Here is an 18334-nt window from a genome sequence, read left to right on the forward strand (position 1 = left end):
GCGGATCACCACTGCGGCTTCGGGAACAGGAACTCTGCTTCCTTGACGTCTTCAGGAAGAACGATCAGGATCTCTCCGTCGATCCACTGCTGGATCAAGTGCGCACCGGTGGGCTTGCCCGTTTCGTCCCAGCTGAGTTCTCCCACGACGGTGTCGACGGAGTTGTCACGCAGCCAGTCGATGAGCTCTTGCTGGCAGTCGCCCTGCTCGGCACAACCCACAGCTTCTACAGCCGCGGCAACAACCTGCCCTGTCGTGTAGGCATTCGCCTCATCTTCGGATGGAGCATTGCCATGCATCTCGGTGTACTTCTCGACGAACTCCACGTTGCTCGGGAACTCCGACTTGGGAGAGTAGCCGGTCGGCGCCAGGATACCTTCGGTGGCACCACCGATCGCTGAAGCGAACTCCGGGTTGGTCGGTGCGGTTGAGAACGCCGCCAGCTCCGGCTGATAGTCGAGCTGCTGGAGAGCGATGATCAGGTTGACGGCATCTTGGTACTGGGTACCGCCAATGACGATGTCGGCGTCAGACTGCGCGATTTTTGCGGCGATGGTGGAGAAGTCTGTGGTGTTGGGCGGGTAGACCTCGTCGACGAGGATCTCCACACCTCCCTCTTCCAGCTTGTCTCGCAGACCGTACGCGGTGCCCTGCGCGAACGGATCGTCCATCGCAGCAACGGCAGCGGTCTCTGGTCGCTCGCCCTCAGGAAGTGCGAGTAGGTATTCGGCGAGGTTGTTGTAATGGTCGTTCGCAATGGCCGGGGCAGCGTAGAAAAGGTTGTCGAAGCCCTGCTCGAAGACCTCTTCTGCGGCACCAGCCGGCTCGACGAACAGCATTCCGTACTCTTGCGCCACACGCGCAGAGGGAACAACGAGTCGAGTGGAGAACGGACCGAAGACAAGATCCACGCCATCTTGCGCAATCAGGGACTCGTAGTCAGAAACAACTCGGTCGGCGTTGGACTGATCGTCGAGGATCTTCAGTTCAACCTGTCGGCCGAGAAGACCACCGTTCTCATTGACGATGTCTCGCCAGGCTTCATAGCCTCGCTCAACGCCTTTACCTGGTTCAGAGAAGTCGCCCGTAAGCGGCAAAGAGATGCCGATGACGATGGGATCGTCTGAGCCACCCCCCTCTGTCTGATCACCGGTTGCGGAACAAGCCGAAACCGTGAGCGCTGCGATCGAAAGCGTTCCGATCGCGGCAGCAATCCGTCGACCGTATCTGGGTGCAGTCATCCGAGTCTCCTACGTCATCGTAGCGAAAGCGCTTTCGTAAGCGCTTCCGCCACTATAGTGGGATCGAACAACGAAGAGCAACCAACCGCGCAGTCAGCGTCGATCTTGCTCCGCGGGGGGAGGCACCGTGAAGCGCGAGGGCGCGCCACGACTCGTTGATGTGGCCGAGGCTGCCGGAGTCTCGCTCGCGAGCGCATCGCGAGCAATCACCGGCGGGTCTGGCATCTCTGCCGAGGTCGCCGCGCACGTGCGCGGGATCGCCGACCAGCTCGGCTACGAGCCAAACATGCACGCGCGGGGACTCGCTGGCGGACTCGTTCCGACTATCGGGCTGGTCGTGCACGAGATCGGCGATCCGTACTTTTCCGAGATCGCGAGCGGTGTCATTCGCAGTGCCACTCTGAAGGACCGGTCCGTTCAGATTGCCCAGGCGGAGCGCACCCCTGAGAGCGAGCTAGCCCAGGTGAAGTCACTTTTGCGTCAACGCATTGGGGCGATCATCATTGCCGGCTCAGGCTACGCCGACCCGCGCCATGAACAACGCATGTCTGAGGCACTCAAGGGCTTCACGCACACAGGAGGGCGCGTCGCCGTTATCGGACGTCACCATTTGCCCGTCGATGCGGTACTTCCCGACAATCACGGCGCCGGGGTATCGGTAGGACGACATCTCGCCGACTTGGGACATCGCCGGATCGGCGTTGTCGCAGGTCCACTCGCACTGAACACGGTCGCCGACCGCATTGCAGGACTGCGCGAGGGGACAACCTCCCAAGGAGTAGACCTGACGGTGGTGTCGAAAGCGTTCACCCGCGAAGGCGGTATCGCCGGCACCCGAGAGCTCCTTGAGCAAGATGTCACCGCCATTGTGGGCCTGAACGACGCTATGGCGATCGGCATCCTCAGCGAGCTACGCCGCCACGGCATCAGTGTGCCAGAGGAGATGTCTGTCGTCGGCTTCGACGACATTGCAGTTGCCTCCGACGTTGCTCCGGCGCTCACTACCGTGCGCATCCCCATGGTCGAGATGGGTCAGCACGCTGTGTCGCTCATTCTTCGCCCCGCGAGCGATGAAGCACGCACGATCGCGACATCTCACGAACTCATCGTGCGCCAGTCTTCCGGCCCACCACGCAACTGAGCCCGCCACCTGTGTAGGCGACGGGCTCAGCAGAGGTTCAGATCAGGAGTTGCCGGCTGTCGATTCCAGCTTCGCCATTACCTGGTTGATCGTGAACGACGCCGACTCCTGGCGTGTGGGGAACTCCGCAAGACTCTGGAGCATGCGCGCGACATAGGCCTGCGCTGGCACGAACAGGAAGATGTGGTCAAGCACCCAGTCCCAGTACGTGTTGGAAGTGATGTCTGCACGCTCGAAAGGATCGGTGCGCAGGTTGAACAGCTTGGGGAACCGCAGCTCGACGTATGGCTCCTGCCACACCTGCAGCGTTCCCACAGCACGCTGCTCGAGGAAGACCAGCTTCCAGTTCTCGAAGCGCAGGGCAGTGAGGTCTCCATCGTCGGAAACGTAGAAGAAGTGCCGTCGAGGGCTGTGCTCCGCCTCACCGGTGATGTAGTCCAACTGGTTGTGACCGTCGAGGTGCACCTTGAACTCTGTGCCGTGCAGTTCGGTGCCCTCCTTGAGACGATCGGCGATGTTGTCGTCACCGATCGCCGCCAGCAACGTCACGAACCAGTCGTTGTGGCTCACGATGCCGTTGAGAGTCGTGTTGGCGGGGATGTGACCTGGCCAGCGAACCATCGCCGGGACGCGATACGCGCCCTCCCAGTTGGAGTTCTTCTCGTTGCGGAACGGCGTCATTCCCGCATCCGGCCAGCTGTTCATGTGCGGACCGTTGTCGGTCGAGTACATGACGATCGTGTCTTCGGCCAGACCCAGCTCATCGAGCAAGTCGAGGAGGCTTCCCACGACGTCGTCGTGGTCAAGCATCGTGTCGTGGTACTCGGACTGCCAGCGCCCTGCGCGCCCCTTGCTTTCTTCCTTGGTGTGCGTGCGGAAGTGCATGTGCGTCGAGTTGAACCACAGGAAGAAGGGTGTGTCGTCGTCGGCCTGACGACGAATGAAGTCCGCAGCTGCATCGCGGAACTCTTCGTCGACCGTTTCCATGCGCTTCTTCGTCAGCGAACCCGTGTCTTCAATGCGCTGGGTGCCGTCTTCGTTTGCCCAAGAATGGATGACGCCGCGGGGGCGGAACTTCTCTGCGAAACCGGGGTATTCCTCATCCGTGGGGTAGTCAGGGTGCTCCGGCTCTTCCTCGGCGTTGAGGTGGTAGAGGTTGCCGAAGAACTCGTCGAACCCGTGTGCGGTCGGCAGGTGCTCGTCGCGGTCACCGAGGTGATTCTTACCGAACTGACCGTGGCGTAACCGTGGTGCTTGAATGCGTCAGCAATCGTGGGGTCTTCGGGCTGAAGGCCCACCTTCGCGCCTGGCATACCGACCTTGGTCAGTCCAGTGCGGTACGGGTTCTGACCTGTGATGAAGGCCGCGCGGCCCGCGGTGCAGCTCTGCTCGCCGTAGTAGTCGGTGAACTTCACACCCTCATTGGCAATCCGGTCGATGTTGGGGGTTCTGTACCCCATCACCCCATCGGAGTATGCACTGAGGTTGCTGATGCCGATGTCATCGCCCCAAATGATAAGGATGTTGGGCTTGTCAGCCATTCTGGCTCCTTGCTTCGACCGGTAAGTTCGGGCGGGCGCCCTTGGCCCTAGTCAAACAGAGGAAATCGCTGTTTCCCAGAGGGACTCACTCCGAACGGGCGAGACGGAAGCCGATGTGCGACATCCCGGTGTCTTCTGTCTGCGGCGAGCGCGCAGCTGGCCGAAACCGCAGGCAGTAGTCCGGTGAACACAGGTGCGATCCACCTTTGAGGACGCGGCGCGGAATACCGGGGAAACCCTCTTGTGCACTTGCGGCGGCGAGGAGATTGGTGCGCTTGCCCGCATCGACCGGTTTGTCGGAAAGCCGCACGTGGCGCGGGGTGTAGTAGTCGCTCGTCCATTCCCACACGTTGGCGATCATGTCGTAGAGACCGTAGCCATTGGGAGGGTACGACCCCACAGCAGCGGTCCCACCAACGCCCTGGTTGTCGTACGGAAAACGTCCTAACCAAGAGTTCGCCTGCGCAACACCATCTGGATAGGCCTCGTCACCCCACGCGAAGCGCGCACCGTCAACGCCGCCGCGTGCTGCATACTCGTGCTCCGCCTCTGTGGGTAGTCGCATCCCTGCCCACTCGGCGTAGGCGGTTGCGTCCTCATATGCCACATGCACGACGGGGTGTTGCAGCCGGTCGTCGATAGACGACTCCGGTCCGAACGGTCGACGCCAGAATGCTCCTGGCTGCCAGCGCCACCAGTTGCGCCAGTTGCGGAGGTCGGTCGGCCCGGCGGTCGGGGTGAACACCATCGCCCCTGGGGTGAGGTCAGCGGGGTCGGCGCCGGGGAACTCCGCGGGGTCGAGCGGGCGCTCTGCCACGGTGACGTACCCGGTCGCATCAACGAACTGCGCATACTGCTCGTTCGTCACCTGGTAGCGGTCGATGAAGAACGATGTCACCGAACGTTCGTGCGCAGGGCGCTCATCAGGGTAGAACTCCTCGGAACCCATGACGAATGTGCCGCCGGGGATGTGGACCATATCGCGCGTGCTCATCACATTTATCAGCGTACTGTCCTGAAATTGGCTGTGGCACTAGTCCGCTATTTGTGCCGATGTTCGCTCCATACGCGGGAGAATGGAGAGTATGTTCGCGAGCCCCCACCGCCAACTGCTCACTTCTGTGCGTCGCATGCTGCACACCGATCCCTCAGCCGTCGCGCATACCGAACCTATGCCAGTCATTGATGAACGCACGATCCCGCGCGTTCTCGATCTCGCGACGCGCATCGGCGAGTCGATGTTTGCCGTCGGGGCCTCCGCGCACGACGTCACCCTCGCAATCATTCGCGTGTGCGACGCATACAACCTCAGAGGTGTGCAGGTCGATGTGACCTACAACTCGATCACGGTGTCTTTTCACCTGAGCGGCGAGGTCTGGCCCGAAACGCTTGTACGCGTTGTGCGTGTGACCGCCCCTGATCACGCGAAGTTGCAGCGCGTGCAGGCCCTCGTCGCCAGCATTGAAGCAGGGCTCGATCTGGAAGCGGCGCGCACGACATTCCGCGCCATCCGTCGGGTGCCTTTCCGCTACCAACAGCCCGTCATTGTGGTCGCCCGGGCACTCCTCGCCGTCGGCGTCAGCATCATGCTCGGCGCCTCGCCGCTCATCGTCGGTCTCACCTTTATCGCCGCGCTCTGCGCCGCACTCACGCAGGCTGGTCTCGCCAAAATCCGCGTTCCCCTGTTTTTCAGCCAAATCGCCGGAGGGTTCGTCACCACCATTGCGGCCGTCGTGGTTTCGGCGCTTGGGGCGGCAGGGATCGAACCATTCATCGGAATTCGCCCGTCGATCATCGTCGCTTCCGGTATCGTCCTCATGCTCTCAGGTCTCACCGTGGTGGGTGCGGCCCAGGATGCGATCGACGGCTTTGCGCTCACGGCTGGCGGGCGCATCCTTGACCTGACGATGCAAACCCTCGGAGTGGTTGTCGGCATTCTGGCCGGTCTGGAGCTCGGAGGCGTGCTGGGATTCACAATGGATCTTCCCGGTGGTCCTTCGCCGTTTGGACCACCCCTGAGCCTGTTCGCCGGAGCGACCATCGTCGCCGTCGCTGTGGCGGTGTTCAACGGTGCCGGCATCGGCATCATTCTGGTGAGCGCTCTGCTGAGCGCGGTCACCCTCGTGGGGTACTCCGGTGCATTGGCGGTGAACCTGCACCCCGCAGCGGCGAGCGCGATCGGCGCCCTGCTGGCGAGCTTCATCGGCATGCTGATCGCTCGCAGTCTGCATGTGCCCTCTGTTGCTGTGACAACGGCGGCGATCGTGCCCCTCGTTCCCGGATACCTCGTGTTCCAGGGCCTACTCGAGATGGTGAACGCTGTCGGCAGTTCTCACGGAGTGCTTGCCGCCGGTGGCTCGCTCATCGACGCGGCCATCATCGGGATCGGCCTCGCCTCCGGCGCATCACTGGGTCTTTACCTCGGAACGCCCGTACGCGCCACGCTTGCCAGCGTCGCAAGGACCCGAGCGCGCGTGCGTCGCTAATCCATATCGCTAGACTCACCGAACGTCTTTTCACCCTGGGGACCCACTATGACCATTGCCATCACCACCGCGAGCGGACAGCTCGGATCCGCCGTTCTTGCCGCTGTCGTCGACACAGTCGGAGCCCACAACGTCGTCGCTCTCGCCCGCACTCCGGAGAAAGCGAAAGGCCTTGGCGTCGAGGTTCGCCCCGGCGACTATGACGACCTGGATCAGCTGACGGCTTCGCTTCAGGGAGTAGATACAGTGCTTCTGGTGTCGGGGATCAGCCCGCCCGCTGAGCGCATCGGTCAGCACCGCAACGTCATCGACGCGGCGGTCGCGAGCGGGGTGCGCAAGATCGTCTTCACCGGAGTGCAGGGGCCAGAGACCGGCACCCCCTTCTCCCCCGTAATTCACGTCAGCTTGGAAACGGAAGAGCTTGTGAAAGCGAGCGGGCTCGCCTGGTCGATCGGCCGCAACGGTATCTACATTGAGCCAGACGTCGAGTACGCCGCGACCTATGCGGAGCACGGCGAGATTGCAAACAGCGCTGACGATGGCCGCTGCGCGTACACCACCCGCCCCGAGCTTGCAGCCGCGTACGCGGCACTCCTGACAAGCGACCAGCACGACGGAAGCATCGTCAACCTCAGTGGCGCGACGCTCAGCCAGCAGGAACTGGCGGAGCGGATCGGTTCGGTGGTGGGCGCCACGCTCACCTACCGCGCTATGAGCGATGCCGAATACGTCGCTGACCGTTCCGCAGAACTCGGTGACTTCTTCGGCCCGATCATCGCGGGGATCTACCAAGGGATCCGAGAAGGCGCGTACGACAACGAGAGCGACTTTGCTGCCGTCGTCGGCCGCCCCCACCAGTCATGGGATGCCTACTTCGCAGGTGTCGAAATCTGACCCGCTGGCACCCCACGACTTCAGCCCGTGTCGGAGACGACACGGGCTGAAGTTGTTCAACGCGGCGGTTATGTGAACTGCTGGATGTTCTCGGCGAGGAAGTCTTCTAGCGTGCGTGGCTCCCGGCCCAGAAGATCAGCGATCGTCGTGGTTGGCACCTCGAGTTGTGCCACAGCCATCAGCTGCACCTCCACAATGTGCGCGGCGAGCCAGTCGGGCATGTGCGAGCGCTCGATAAGGCTCCGCTCGAAAACCTCGGGTGGGAGGTCAACGTAACGCACTGGCTTGTCGAGCATGCCGCTGAGAATTTCGGCGACCTGACCGAAGGTGTACGCCTTCGCCGTGGTGAGCGAGTAGTCACCACCCGCGATCACAGGGTTCGTCAACGCTGCCGCCGCGACGTCTGCAATGTCGCGCACATCGGTGTAGTTTCCAGGCGCATCTTGCATCGCGCCGGTGATGATTCCGGGACCAGAGATCGCCGGGCTGAGCAGAAGCAGCTTCTGCATGAACGCGTATGGGCGCAGGAACGTGTGCCGCATTCTCGATGCCTTGAGGGCTTCATCGAGCGTGTGGTGCCAGCGCGCAATCGCGATCGGCGACTCGGCGGACACATGCGGAGCGGAGAGACGCACGACGTGCTCGATGCCACTTTCTTCAGCGATCTCGATGACGCGGGTTTCCAGCGCCACCTGTTCTGGGCTGTTCACCATGCTGAGAAACAGCTGCGTTGCACCAGCGAAGGCGGTACGCAACGACTCAGGGTCTGCGGCATCGGCCTGTCGCACCTCGACCAGCCCCTGTGCGGTGGCGTCGAGACTCGCCGCTAACCGTTCTGGGTCGCGGCTCAGCGCACGCACAGGCACATTCAATTCGACGAGACGTTCGATCAGCGCGCTACCGGTGTATCCGGTAGCTCCCATAACAACAATCATTGTGTTTCCTTTCGTATGTCTCTTCGCCGCAACGACGGCGTCGAGGTGTTTCTGCACGAGGAGATCCCCCGTGTACTGCGTACTCAGGCCTGGCGTGCGCGGGGTTTCTGGGCGGTCCGCCAGTGCCAGGTCACGATCGAGGTGGCAAGGAACGATGACAGGGGCAGGTCGAACCACAAACGGCTCACCCAGGGCACATCAAGCGCCCCCCAGTGGCCCGGCGCCTGTCCGTTGAGCACCCACGCAATACCGAAGCTGATCGCAGCGGCGATGATCGCGAAGCCAAAAACCAACGGCACTCGGCGTGCGGAGGCTGGCCAGCGACCACCCTTCGCGCGGAGCTGGAGCAGAGCTCCCACAATCAATGCCACGAGCGCTGAACTCCCCGCGATCGTGGTGAAGGCCGCAATCATGAGCTCTGGCTGGCCACTGATCACACCGCCCACGAAGGCCATCAGTGCGGGCGCGGCATACGCGATGAGCACCTCAAGCCACAGCCGGAAGGGCTTGCGACGAGATGTTTCGGATTCTGCGGGAACTGCGGTGCTTCTGGACACTTCGTCCCTTTCTGTTCTTGATGCCCACGAACACGTTCGTGCATCCAATTAGCTGGCTAAGTAGTCGCCCTCCAGGGTCGACAATGAGCGCCTCACAGGAGGCGCGCGAAAGAACCACGATCGGACAGCGGGTCCGAACGCGAGCGAACTACGGAGCTACTAGGAGTCCGCAGTCAAAGCGGGGATACCGCGCACAACACGACTGAGGAGGTCAAGAAAGACAACCCGCTCTTCTGGGTCGAGCACCCCAGCCATCGCTTCAAGCCGACCGAAGTGCTGCGGCGCCATATCTCGCAGTAGCTCAGCACCGCGAGCCGTGAGCACAATCACGAGCGACCGCCTGTCGCCAGCAGCAGCACGGCGACATACGAAACCATCGCGTTCCAGCCCGTCGACAAGACCCGTTACCGTGGCGCGGGAGACCCCCAGGCTTGTGGCGAGCTGCGAAGGCGACTTCTCGCCGCCGTGATCTTCGAGATCAGCGAGCAGGCGATATCGCCCTGTCGAGAGCCCGAACCGCGCGAAGTGAACCTCGGCAGCTTGACCGAGGAGCACCCCTGCCGCCGCCAGCCGCTCTGCGACGAGCACAGCACGAGGATCCGCCTTGAGCCCATAGCGCTCCACTTGACGCTCCACCTGCTCAAGCGTGGGGAACACTTCGGACGATTCGTTGCTTGCCATATGAATAGTATGGCGCCTAACTACAGTGTGCGCAAGTAGCGAGATTGAAAGAGTTAAAGAAAATTAGGCACCTAAGCAATCCGGATCTGTGCGACTGTCCCCACGCGAGGGCAACTGTGGGCACAATGGTGACAACCCGAACTCTCGCAGCACCGCCCCACCTGGAGAGCACGATGACCGACTCGACGACTGCATCAACGCGCCCAAAGCTTCGTGTCCGCACCAGCGTGCGAGACGGCTATCGCCTCTCCATCCACGCGATGCGGCAATCACTCGTGCTGGTGTTGCTGGTGCAGGGCGCCGTCGTTGTCATCGCCTCTCCCCTGCTCATCGGTACGTTCGATCTGGCTCTGCGCGCTGCGGGCATCGCGTCGGTGACGGATACGACCATCGTGGGACTCGTCAGCAGCCCGCTCGGCCTGACCGTCGCCGTACTGGCCGCCATCGCCACCGTTGCTGCTTTGCTTTTGCAGGCCGCGATCTTCATTCGTGTCGCTGATGACCGCGCGTGCGGACGCAGCACAAGTTTCCGCTCCACTTTCGATCACGTGATTCGAGTGGGACGGCGACTACTTCGAAAGCCCTCGACTCTGCTCCTGGTGCCGTACCTCCTGCTACTCATCCCACTGGGGCGTGTGGGCGAAAACTCGTTCCTCACCCGATGGGTGGCCGTTCCCGCGTTTGTCTCTGATGAACTCTTGAAAGAGCCCTCCACCGCGATCGCTTATCTGGTACTGATGCTCGCCATTTTGTACATCAATGTGCGCCTGATCTTCGTCGTTCCGCTGCTGCTTCTTCACGGCACGGGAATGGTGGATGCCGCCAAGCGAAGCTGGCGACTGACACGGTGGCGCACCCTTCGCGTACTGGCCCTGGTAGCGGGAGTCGCCATACCCGCGTCTGTCACCGTTGCCGCATTCGCGTTCCTCGCTCTGCTGCCGCCGATGGTGGCCGACGCCGTCGCGCCAGACTCCGCTGTGCTTGTGGCGGCTGTGAGCTTTAGCATCTTGCAGGTCGCGGTATTTGTGGCGCTCGGGTTCTTCGCGCTTGTGCAAACACAGACTCTGGTCGCTGGGCTGCACACGGCAGGCGAGGCATCGAACGACTCCGCGGCGACGCTCCCTGCCGCCCCTGGCGTCCCCACCCCGAGCCGCCGAGCACCTGCTCTTGTCGCGGTAGCAGGCGCAGTGATCGCGACGGTGGTGTTGGCTGCGCAAGCAGTGCCGATCATGGGCGACGTCGCCGACGGAAACACGCTGGTGCTCGCACACCGAGGCTTCACGCAAGGCGGGGTGGAGAACACTCTGCCTTCTTTGGAAGCCGCGCACGACGCTGGCGCCGATGTGGTGGAGATGGATATTCAACAGACCGCCGATGGCGGGTGGGTGCTGATGCACGACATGAACCTCAGCCGGTTGGCAGGGTTAGACACCGCCGTCAGCGACCTCACGCAGGAGGAAGCCACTCAGATCACCGTGCGCGACGCCGATCACAGCGCACCCATTCCCTCACTCGAAACGTACCTCGACCTGGCGAACGAGATCGATCAGCCTCTGCTCATTGAAGTGAAGATCCACGGCGGAGAGTCCGCCAACTACTTGGATGAGTTGCTGGCGCTGCTGGACGAACACGGCGGCGCAGAGTCCTTTATCTATCACTCACTCAGCGCTGACGTTGTAGAAGGACTCACCTCTCGTCGACCCCATCTGGTGGTCGGCTACATCGTCGCCCTCTCTTTCGGAGGCGTGCCAGACAGCCCAGCGGACTTCTTCGTGCTGGAACAGAGCGCCTACTCGGAGGAGCGAAAAGCACTCATCCATGACACCGGGCGAGGCGTGTTCGTCTGGACTGTGCAGGACGCAGAGGCGATGCGTGCGCTGTTCCGCGAGAACGTCGACGGGATCATCACCGATCATCCAGACGTCGCACTGGCGCAGCTCTCAGATGTGGCTGACGACACGGGTGTGACCGATCGCTTCTTCGACGCGATCGAGCGCATCATCGTCCCGATGCAGTAACGGCGCGCGTCAACGCAGAATGCCACGGCTTCTCGCCGTCGACACCGCGGCGGTGCGCGATGACACACCGAGCTTGGTGAAGATGTGCGCGAGGTGAGATTTGACGGTGGTCTCGCTCACAAACAGCTCCGCCGCAATGTCGGTGTTTCCTCGGCCCACCGCGACGAGCTCCAACACTTGAATCTCACGAGAGCTCAGGCTGGCTTGCGGCGCCCGCATGCGATCCAACAGCCGCGAGGCGATCACCGGAGCGAGAGCACTTTCGCCGCTCGCCGCAGCCCGCACTGCGGCTGCCAGTTCGTGCGGAGGGGCGTCTTTCAAGAGGTACCCGCTGGCCCCTGCCTCCACCGCACCCAAGATGTCGGCATCGGAGTCGTAGTTCGTGAGCACGAGTACGTACGGCGCAGCATCCAACGCGCGAATGCGCCGCGTTGCCTCCGCGCCGGTGCCAGCGACCGCCGCACCGAACTGCAAATCCATCAGCACCACATCGGGGTTCTCCCGCTCGGCGGCGGTGACGGCGTCGTCTGGGGTGGCCGCCTCAGCCACCACTTCAAAATCTGCTTCGTGTGCGAAGAGCGCAACGATTCCGGCCCGCACGATGGGGTGATCGTCTGCAACAACAAGCCGGATCATGCCACGCCATTTCGGGAAAGTTCGATGGTCAATGTCGTGCCCTTTTCTGGTGCTGACTCCACAGTGAGCGTGCCGCCCAGCTGATCAACGCGCTCGCTAGTCGCCTGCAGACCGAAAGAGTCGGACCGACTCCGCTTCTCGTTCAGACGTTCCGCATCAAAACCCTCACCATCGTCAACAACCGTGAATCGAATGCGACTCTGATCTGCGGCGAGCGCGATCGTTGCCGTATCGGCCGATGCATGCTGGATGACGTTGGCTATCGCGCCCTGCGCGATTCTCAGGAGCGCTGTCTGTACGTGCATCGGCAGCTCGATGGTGTCAGAGACTCGCACGTGCACACGCAGTCCTTGAGCGGCCCACTGGGTGGAGGCCAACCGCCGGAGCGCGCCGCCCAGCGCGCCGTCTTCGAGGTCGGGCGGCGTCAATTCTCTGATGAACCTCCGTGCGTCCGCCAGGTTGTCGGCTGCTGTTTCGCGGGCGAGGCGAATGTGTTCGATACCTGCCCTTTCGGGGTCAGCACGCTCGGCGGCGTAGAGCAGCATTGAATGCTGGACAGCCCTTGCGCCACCGTGTCGTGGATTTCGCGAGCGAGCCGTGCCCGTTCGGCGAGAACACCGGACTCGTGTTCGGTGGCGGCAAGCAGGCCACGAGTGGCGAGGAGCTCTTGCATGAGGGCTTCGCGCTGCTGCGCTTCTTTCGCCAGCGCCTGGTAGCCAAGGCCGATGAGCAGGGCGACCCCGGCTCCGACGATGGGTCCGACGACGCCGCCTACACTGCACCCGACATGAAAGCCGAGGGCGCAGATCGCGAGGGCGGTGGCGAGAACGACGGCGACCGATCCCCAGCGCCGACCCAGCACGTGGAGGTAGAGAAAGAAGAGCGGAAATACGAGGTACGCGGCTTCGGGAGTCAGCCAGATGAGTACGGCCCATTCCAGGGTGAGCACGCCCAGCCATGACCCTCCCGCCGCCTTGCTCAGACGTGCGCTGCGAGCGGCAATCGCCCCGGCAGCGTAGGTGACCGACAGCACCAAGGCGAGAGCCACCGCTGCGATGCTCGTATCGGTCGGCGCAAACAGCGCCCGCACAACGACAAGCGCGGCCAAGGCGGCGAAAAGCACGTGGAGGCCGGTGCGCAGACCCACGAAGACCGGGGTGAGCGCAGTATGAGGCATGGACCGAATTTTACGCGCCCGCTGAGGAAAGATCATCGTCCATATGGACGATTTCGCGCCCCTCCGTACGGTCAGAAAGCGTTGTGCGCTGGGCCGATGACCTCGGCCGACAGAAGCGAAAGAGTGGGAAGCGTCGCCCCAACGGCGACAAGAGAGGACTCCCCATGTTCGTCGCACTCCGCGACCTGCGCTTCGCACGAGGCCGATTCATTCTGATCGGCGCCGTGGTCGCTCTCATCACCGTTCTCGTCGGATTCCTCAGTGGGCTTACCGGCGGGCTCGCGACCCAGAACATCTCTGCGGTGCTGGCAATACCGTCCGACCGGCTCGTATTTTCTGCCCCGACCACCGATGAGAGTGTGAGTTTCGCTGATTCTGCAGTCACAGAAGACCAGGCGACCTCTTGGGAGTCTGTGGAGGGTGTGAGTTCAGTAGAGCCGATCGGTATCAGCCAGACGCGCGCCGAAGCTGGCGACGCTCGCGCCGCCGTCGCGCTGTTCGGGGTGCAGCCCGGCTTCACAGACAGTTCCCCGTCTCAGGATGGCCGCGTGGTCCTCTCCGCTCCCGTCGCGCGTGACCTTGACGTTGACACCGGAGACACCGTGACGATCGCTGGCACCTCGTACACCGTCGAAGCGGTGGGAGGGGACGCCTGGTACAGCCACACACCGGTCATCGAAATGACGCTGAGCGACTGGCAGGCATACTCGGCCGCCACCGGCAGCCCAGACGCCTACGCCACAGTGCTCGCTGTCACCGGCGACGCCGATTGGGCGGCAGCCGACGCCTCAACGACCACAATCTCCCAGACCACGCTGGGCTCACTCACGGCGCTGAGCTCTTTCCGGTCAGAGATCGGCTCTCTGCTGCTCATGGTCGCCATGCTGTTCGGCATCTCCGGCCTCGTCATTGGCGCGTTCTTCACGGTGTGGACGATGCAGCGCAAGGGAGACATCGCGGTACTGAAGGCCCTTGGCGCCAGCACTTCCTCGCTTGTCCGTGACGCACTTGGCCAAGCCCTCATTGTGTTGCTGACAGGAATCGGAGTGGGGCTCGGCCTCGTGGCGCTCTTCGGAGTGTTGGTGGGTAACGCGCTGCCGTTCATGCTCAATCCTCTGACCACCGTGTTACCCGGAGTGATCATGATTGTGCTGGGCCTTGCCGGCGCCGCGTTCGCTTTGCGCTCTGTCACCTCCGCAGACCCTCTTACTGCCCTCGGGAGCAACCGATGATTCAACTTCAGAACGTCACCCTCACTTTTCCGGACGGCGAGTCTCGCGTCACCGCCGTCGATAACGTCAGTCTCACTGCTCGTCCAGGAACCGTCACCGGCATTACCGGCCCGAGTGGTTCCGGCAAGTCGAGCGTCTTAGCCGTCGCGGCAACCCTCATCCGTCCGGACTCCGGGCAGGTACTCATCGACGATGTCGACACCGCCCGCCTGTCGGCCAACGAGGCCACTCAGCTGCGGCGCGAGAAGGTCGGGATCGTCTTTCAACAGTCCAACCTCATTCCCTCGCTCACCGCTCTCGAGCAGTTGTCGGTGATGAATGAGCTCGGCCAATCTCACAGCAGACGAAACCGCGACGCCGCCGCAGAGCGGGCCGGGGTTCTGCTTCAGGCGGTCGGGCTGCAAGACCACAGAGACAAACGCCCGCACCAGCTCTCTGGCGGACAACGCCAACGAGTGAACATCGCACGCGCACTCATGAATGACCCCAGCGCGCTTCTCGTCGACGAACCCACCAGCGCACTGGATCAGGAGCGCGGCGCCAGCATCATCGAGCTCATCCTGCAACTCACCGATGACCTCAACACGTCGACGTTGCTTGTGACCCACGACCTCGTCCATCTGCCAAAGATGCACGGCAGCGTGAACCTCGTCGACGGACGGATCACTGCCCCGGCCCCGGCTATTGCCTGACCTCTGCCATTGGCGAGGTGTGCTCAGGCGGTCAGACGCCAGGCGCGAAGGGCTGCATAGAGTTCAGCCACATCTGAGGGTCGAGCGATGGAACGCCCGGTCAAATTCGCAATCCTGCCAAGGCGGTATCCCACCGTGTTGCGGTGACAGTGCAGGGTTTTGGCCGCCGCACTGGTCGAGCCTTCGGCGTGGAACCATGCCTCCAGCGTCACAAGCAAATGCGTGCCATCGGCATCTTCAAGCAGGGGCCTGAGCACAGACGACCGCAACTCTGCTGCAGCTTCTGGCTGCGCCACCAAGAGTGCGTCAAGTGGCGCGGCGCCGTAGCGATGGGTCCCTGAGTCCGACCGCGGCACACATTCCACCGCCAGGCGCGCCTCACGCAGTGCCCGCCCGCCGCCAGCAATCGATGTGAATGTGCGGCTTATGCCGACTCGCGAGGTCCCAGCTGAGGCGACCGCCACCTGCGCTCGTTCCTGCTCGATGAGAGATGCCGCAGCGATCAGTCCCACGTGTTCGCCGCTCCAACTCGACCACGTCGAAGCGATTCCCAATGCGCGCAGCCTTGTCTCGATGGCGGGCAGTGGGTCCTCCCCAGAGCGATCCTGCTCGGCAACAACGACGAGATAGGAGCTGTGCTCGGCAAGACCCAGCGTGCGCAACATCCCCAGCGCTTCGCGGGTGGGTGGGGTGCCTTCGAGAAGCCCCAACAGAATGACGCTGCGTGCCTGCTGATCACGTCGGTCGCGCGCATCGATCACTTCGCGGTAGGCCTCGGCTGCTGCGCTCGAGAACCGATCGATGATCCCCCAGACGTCTGAAGACACGCTCAACAGAGCATCGGCATTGTCGCGGGCGGCCGACCGCGACACCATCTCATCCCACAAATGCAGTCCCGCAAGCCGATACGCATGCAGCAAACTCGCCATCGGAATGCCGAACTCGGCTTTCAAACGACCGGCGGCATGCGCCGCATCCAGCGAATCCAGCTTTCCGGCGAGCGTTCCCAGCAACGCCCGCACGTTGTCGCGCACGATGGATTGCAGCGCTTCGGTCGAGATTGAAGCCTCGACATAGGCATGCTCACCAGCGAGGATCTGAACCACAACGCGCGCGGCGATCACATCCACGGAATCGAGGAGTTCGGCAAACAGTTCGGGTTGCGCTTCGGCAGGTGCAGAGGCGTCCACCATCACAGCGTCGTGAGTGAGCATGTGGCTAACGTACGCCCTGCGCTCGCAAAGTGATTGTGCACGGGCACAATCACTTTCGCGCAAGTGCAGTCCGGTGCCTATGGCCGATCCCGACCTCGACGCGCACACTGAGGGGACGATCAAAGGAGATCCATGAGCATCACGGCACCTCTCAGCCCCTCCGCAGCCGCTGACTCTTCTGGCTTTAGCCGCGCGGATCGCGAAGCGCTCGACACCACGATCGCCGAGCTTCGTGCCGGCGAGAAGACCTGGAGTGCGACCTCTCTTACTGCCCGCGTTGCCCTTCTCGGCCGCACCCACGCTGCCGTTGCAGCCGTGGCGCGTGAATGGGTGACCACTGCGGGTGACATCAAAGGCCTCGATCCACAGTCTTCTTTGATGGGGGAAGAGTGGATCTCCGGCCCGTATCCGATGCTGACGTCTCTCGGCACTCTGATGCACTCCCTGCAGGCACTTGCTGCGCGCAAGAGCCCGCTCGCCGGCACAAAGTTCGGCACGGCACCCGGTGGTCGCACCACGGTAAAAGTGCTGCCGCACAACGCGTATGAGGCGATCTTGCTTCACGGCATGAAGGCAGAGGTCTGGATGCCACCGGGCGTTGCCGCCTCGACCGCCACCTCACACGCAGGCATCGCCGCCAAGCGCCCGACCCTCACACACGGCATCGGACTGGTCCTCGGCGCCGGGAACATCACCTCCATCGCCCCACTGGATGTGCTGTACGAATTGGTCGCCGCCAACAGGGTTGCTCTACTGAAACTCAATCCGGTGATGGCGGCGATGGAGCCCGTCTACACCAAAGCTCTGGCGCCCCTGATCGACGCAGGAGTAGTGCGCATCGTGCAGGGCGGCGCCGAAGCTGGCGGGTACCTCGCACATCATGCAGATATCGCTCACGTGCACATCACCGGGAGTGCAGCCACGCACGATGTGGTCGTCTTTGGGACAGGAGACGAAGGTCGTGCCCGCAAGACCGCAAACGAACCACTGCTAGACAAGCCGATCACGAGCGAGTTGGGTGGCGTCTCCCCGATCATCATCGTGCCTGGGGACTGGTCACCGCGCGATCTGAAATACCAGGCAGAACACGTCGCGACCATGCGGTTACACAACGGCGGCTATAACTGCATCGCCGGTCAAGTAGTCGTCATCAGCTCTGCCTGGAAACTCAAGAGAGCTTTCCTGGCCGAACTGCGCTCTGCGCTCACCCGTGCTCCGGCGCGACCGGCCTGGTACCCCGGCAGTGCGAGCAGGGTCGCCCAGGCGACCGAGTCATACCCGGATGCCCAAAAGCTCGGCGAGGACGGATGCCGGCTCTTGCTCTCCTCAACGGCAGCAAACGCCACGCCGATGAAGCAGACCGAGTACTTCTCTCCCGTGCTCGGCGTGGTTGAAATCGCTGGTAGCGGGCAGGTATTCCTCGATAACGCTGTCGCCGTCGTCAACGACGAGTTCACCGGAACGCTCGGTGCCAACGTGCTCATTGCCCCGAAGGAAATCAAACGCCTCGGCAAAGGATTCCGCGAAGCCATCTCCCGCCTGCGCTACGGCACTATCGCCATCAACGCCTGGACCGGACTCGGGTTTCTCACCGCCACAGCCCCCTGGGGCGCTTTTCCTGGGCACACTCTGGCCGACATTCAGAGTGGACGAGGTGTGGTGCACAACGCCCTCCTGATCAGCGCGCCAGAGCGCACTGTTGTGACGGGGCCGTTCCGCCCATTCCCACGCTCGGTGGCAGGCGGCGAGTTTGCGCTCTTCCCCAAGCCACCCTGGTTTGTCACCGCCAGGAGCGCCGCGGCCACAGGAGAAAAGCTCGTCGACTTCGCCGCAAAGCCCGGCTGGCTCAAGATGCCCGGCGTCTTCGCTGCCGCCTTCCGCGCTTAGCT

At 62.8% G+C, this 18334-nt stretch carries 17 protein-coding genes and 1 pseudogene; 7 read left to right on the forward strand and 11 right to left on the reverse strand.

What is annotated here, in order from left to right; all coding sequences use genetic code 11:
• Positions 1 to 5: 5 nt before the first annotated feature.
• Entirely contained in the window at positions 6 to 1241 is a 1236-nt protein-coding gene (locus AB0O87_RS00665; protein ID WP_363510648.1) for an amino acid ABC transporter substrate-binding protein, read from the reverse strand.
• 127 nt (positions 1242 to 1368) lie between these two features.
• Here AB0O87_RS00665 and AB0O87_RS00670 point away from each other — a divergent pair, with 127 nt between their 5' ends.
• Positions 1369 to 2382, forward strand: a complete 1014-nt coding sequence (locus tag AB0O87_RS00670) for a LacI family DNA-binding transcriptional regulator (protein WP_363510651.1) — start codon at positions 1369 to 1371, stop codon at positions 2380 to 2382.
• 42 nt (positions 2383 to 2424) lie between these two features.
• On the opposite strand, the gene AB0O87_RS00675 is transcribed toward AB0O87_RS00670, so the two are convergent.
• The 3 genes and pseudogenes from AB0O87_RS00675 to AB0O87_RS00685 all read right to left on the reverse strand — a co-directional run bounded on the left by AB0O87_RS00675 (position 2425) and on the right by AB0O87_RS00685 (position 4902).
• Positions 2425 to 3642 (reverse strand): sulfatase-like hydrolase/transferase, encoded by a 1218-nt coding sequence (locus AB0O87_RS00675; RefSeq protein WP_363512833.1) that lies wholly within the window; start codon positions 3640 to 3642, stop codon positions 2425 to 2427.
• Positions 3643 to 3674: 32 nt separating this feature from the next.
• A pseudogene (locus AB0O87_RS00680) lies at positions 3675 to 3923 on the reverse strand (sulfatase-like hydrolase/transferase); the annotation flags it as partial.
• A gap of 85 nt (positions 3924 to 4008) precedes the next feature.
• Positions 4009 to 4902 carry a formylglycine-generating enzyme family protein gene (locus AB0O87_RS00685; RefSeq protein ID WP_363512836.1) on the reverse strand — a complete coding sequence of 298 codons (894 nt, stop codon included), beginning with the start codon at positions 4900 to 4902 and terminating at the stop codon, positions 4009 to 4011.
• Between the two features lie 106 nt (positions 4903 to 5008).
• Here AB0O87_RS00685 and AB0O87_RS00690 point away from each other — a divergent pair, with 106 nt between their 5' ends.
• The gene (locus tag AB0O87_RS00690) at positions 5009 to 6409 is read left to right on the forward strand and encodes a threonine/serine exporter family protein (RefSeq protein WP_363510653.1); all 1401 of its coding nucleotides are present in this window, start codon (positions 5009 to 5011) and stop codon (positions 6407 to 6409) included.
• A gap of 48 nt (positions 6410 to 6457) precedes the next feature.
• On the forward strand, positions 6458 to 7303 hold the full coding sequence (locus tag AB0O87_RS00695) for an NAD(P)H-binding protein (protein ID WP_363510656.1): 846 nt from the start codon (positions 6458 to 6460) through the stop codon (positions 7301 to 7303).
• Between the two features lie 68 nt (positions 7304 to 7371).
• On the opposite strand, the gene AB0O87_RS00700 is transcribed toward AB0O87_RS00695, so the two are convergent.
• The 3 genes from AB0O87_RS00700 to AB0O87_RS00710 all read right to left on the reverse strand — a co-directional run bounded on the left by AB0O87_RS00700 (position 7372) and on the right by AB0O87_RS00710 (position 9476).
• Entirely contained in the window at positions 7372 to 8238 is an 867-nt protein-coding gene (locus tag AB0O87_RS00700) for an NmrA family NAD(P)-binding protein (protein WP_363510659.1), read from the reverse strand.
• An 83-nt stretch (positions 8239 to 8321) separates the two neighbouring features.
• The gene (locus AB0O87_RS00705) at positions 8322 to 8795 is read right to left on the reverse strand and encodes a hypothetical protein (RefSeq protein ID WP_363510661.1); all 474 of its coding nucleotides are present in this window, start codon (positions 8793 to 8795) and stop codon (positions 8322 to 8324) included.
• Positions 8796 to 8954: 159 nt separating this feature from the next.
• The gene (locus AB0O87_RS00710; protein ID WP_363510664.1) at positions 8955 to 9476 is read right to left on the reverse strand and encodes a MarR family transcriptional regulator; all 522 of its coding nucleotides are present in this window, start codon (positions 9474 to 9476) and stop codon (positions 8955 to 8957) included.
• Between the two features lie 173 nt (positions 9477 to 9649).
• Between AB0O87_RS00710 and AB0O87_RS00715 the strand changes: the two genes are divergently transcribed.
• Positions 9650 to 11494, forward strand: a complete 1845-nt coding sequence (locus tag AB0O87_RS00715) for a glycerophosphodiester phosphodiesterase (RefSeq protein ID WP_363510667.1) — start codon at positions 9650 to 9652, stop codon at positions 11492 to 11494.
• A gap of 9 nt (positions 11495 to 11503) precedes the next feature.
• On the opposite strand, the gene AB0O87_RS00720 is transcribed toward AB0O87_RS00715, so the two are convergent.
• From AB0O87_RS00720 to AB0O87_RS00730, 3 genes are read right to left on the reverse strand one after another with little or no spacing between them, the layout of a single operon-like run.
• Positions 11504 to 12130 carry a response regulator transcription factor gene (locus AB0O87_RS00720; RefSeq protein WP_363510670.1) on the reverse strand — a complete coding sequence of 209 codons (627 nt, stop codon included), beginning with the start codon at positions 12128 to 12130 and terminating at the stop codon, positions 11504 to 11506.
• Positions 12127 to 12558, reverse strand: coding sequence for an ATP-binding protein (locus AB0O87_RS00725; protein ID WP_363510673.1), 432 nt, complete (start codon positions 12556 to 12558; stop codon positions 12127 to 12129). Before AB0O87_RS00725 ends, AB0O87_RS00720 begins: the two co-directional genes overlap by 4 nt.
• Positions 12555 to 13307 (reverse strand): histidine kinase, encoded by a 753-nt coding sequence (locus tag AB0O87_RS00730; protein ID WP_363510676.1) that lies wholly within the window; start codon positions 13305 to 13307, stop codon positions 12555 to 12557. The genes AB0O87_RS00725 and AB0O87_RS00730 overlap by 4 nt, the downstream gene beginning before the upstream one ends.
• 164 nt (positions 13308 to 13471) lie before the next feature.
• On the opposite strand from AB0O87_RS00730, the gene AB0O87_RS00735 reads away from it, so the two are divergent.
• Together AB0O87_RS00735 and AB0O87_RS00740 are read left to right on the forward strand one after the other, a co-directional pair.
• Positions 13472 to 14539 carry an ABC transporter permease gene (locus tag AB0O87_RS00735; protein WP_363510679.1) on the forward strand — a complete coding sequence of 356 codons (1068 nt, stop codon included), beginning with the start codon at positions 13472 to 13474 and terminating at the stop codon, positions 14537 to 14539.
• Positions 14536 to 15231 (forward strand): ABC transporter ATP-binding protein, encoded by a 696-nt coding sequence (locus tag AB0O87_RS00740; protein WP_363510682.1) that lies wholly within the window; start codon positions 14536 to 14538, stop codon positions 15229 to 15231. Before AB0O87_RS00735 ends, AB0O87_RS00740 begins: the two co-directional genes overlap by 4 nt.
• 23 nt (positions 15232 to 15254) lie before the next feature.
• On the opposite strand, the gene AB0O87_RS00745 is transcribed toward AB0O87_RS00740, so the two are convergent.
• Complete coding sequence (locus tag AB0O87_RS00745; RefSeq protein WP_363510685.1) at positions 15255 to 16445, reverse strand: helix-turn-helix domain-containing protein; 1191 nt, start codon at positions 16443 to 16445, stop codon at positions 15255 to 15257.
• A 132-nt stretch (positions 16446 to 16577) separates the two neighbouring features.
• On the opposite strand from AB0O87_RS00745, the gene AB0O87_RS00750 reads away from it, so the two are divergent.
• Positions 16578 to 18332 (forward strand): aldehyde dehydrogenase family protein, encoded by a 1755-nt coding sequence (locus AB0O87_RS00750; RefSeq protein WP_363510688.1) that lies wholly within the window; start codon positions 16578 to 16580, stop codon positions 18330 to 18332.
• The last annotated feature ends 2 nt before the right edge of the window (positions 18333 to 18334 follow it).

Source organism: Microbacterium sp. NPDC076768, assembly GCF_040687205.1.
GTDB lineage: Bacteria > Actinomycetota > Actinomycetes > Actinomycetales > Microbacteriaceae > Microbacterium.

Excerpts from the sequence above, each read along its gene's own strand:
- AB0O87_RS00665 (WP_363510648.1), bottom strand. The coding sequence starts at position 1,241 with ATGACTGCACCCAGATACGGTCGACGGATTGCTGCCGCGATCGGAACG.
- AB0O87_RS00685 (WP_363512836.1), bottom strand. The coding sequence starts at position 4,902 with ATGGTCCACATCCCCGGCGGCACATTCGTCATGGGTTCCGAGGAGTTC.
- AB0O87_RS00690 (WP_363510653.1), top strand. The coding sequence starts at position 5,009 with ATGTTCGCGAGCCCCCACCGCCAACTGCTCACTTCTGTGCGTCGCATG.
- AB0O87_RS00695 (WP_363510656.1), top strand. The coding sequence starts at position 6,458 with ATGACCATTGCCATCACCACCGCGAGCGGACAGCTCGGATCCGCCGTT.
- AB0O87_RS00700 (WP_363510659.1), bottom strand. The coding sequence starts at position 8,238 with ATGATTGTTGTTATGGGAGCTACCGGATACACCGGTAGCGCGCTGATC.
- AB0O87_RS00710 (WP_363510664.1), bottom strand. The coding sequence starts at position 9,476 with ATGGCAAGCAACGAATCGTCCGAAGTGTTCCCCACGCTTGAGCAGGTG.
- AB0O87_RS00715 (WP_363510667.1), top strand. The coding sequence starts at position 9,650 with ATGACCGACTCGACGACTGCATCAACGCGCCCAAAGCTTCGTGTCCGC.
- AB0O87_RS00720 (WP_363510670.1), bottom strand. The coding sequence starts at position 12,130 with ATGATCCGGCTTGTTGTTGCAGACGATCACCCCATCGTGCGGGCCGGA.
- AB0O87_RS00730 (WP_363510676.1), bottom strand. The coding sequence starts at position 13,307 with ATGCCTCATACTGCGCTCACCCCGGTCTTCGTGGGTCTGCGCACCGGC.
- AB0O87_RS00735 (WP_363510679.1), top strand. The coding sequence starts at position 13,472 with ATGTTCGTCGCACTCCGCGACCTGCGCTTCGCACGAGGCCGATTCATT.
- AB0O87_RS00740 (WP_363510682.1), top strand. The coding sequence starts at position 14,536 with ATGATTCAACTTCAGAACGTCACCCTCACTTTTCCGGACGGCGAGTCT.
- AB0O87_RS00745 (WP_363510685.1), bottom strand. The coding sequence starts at position 16,445 with ATGCTCACTCACGACGCTGTGATGGTGGACGCCTCTGCACCTGCCGAA.
- AB0O87_RS00750 (WP_363510688.1), top strand. The coding sequence starts at position 16,578 with ATGAGCATCACGGCACCTCTCAGCCCCTCCGCAGCCGCTGACTCTTCT.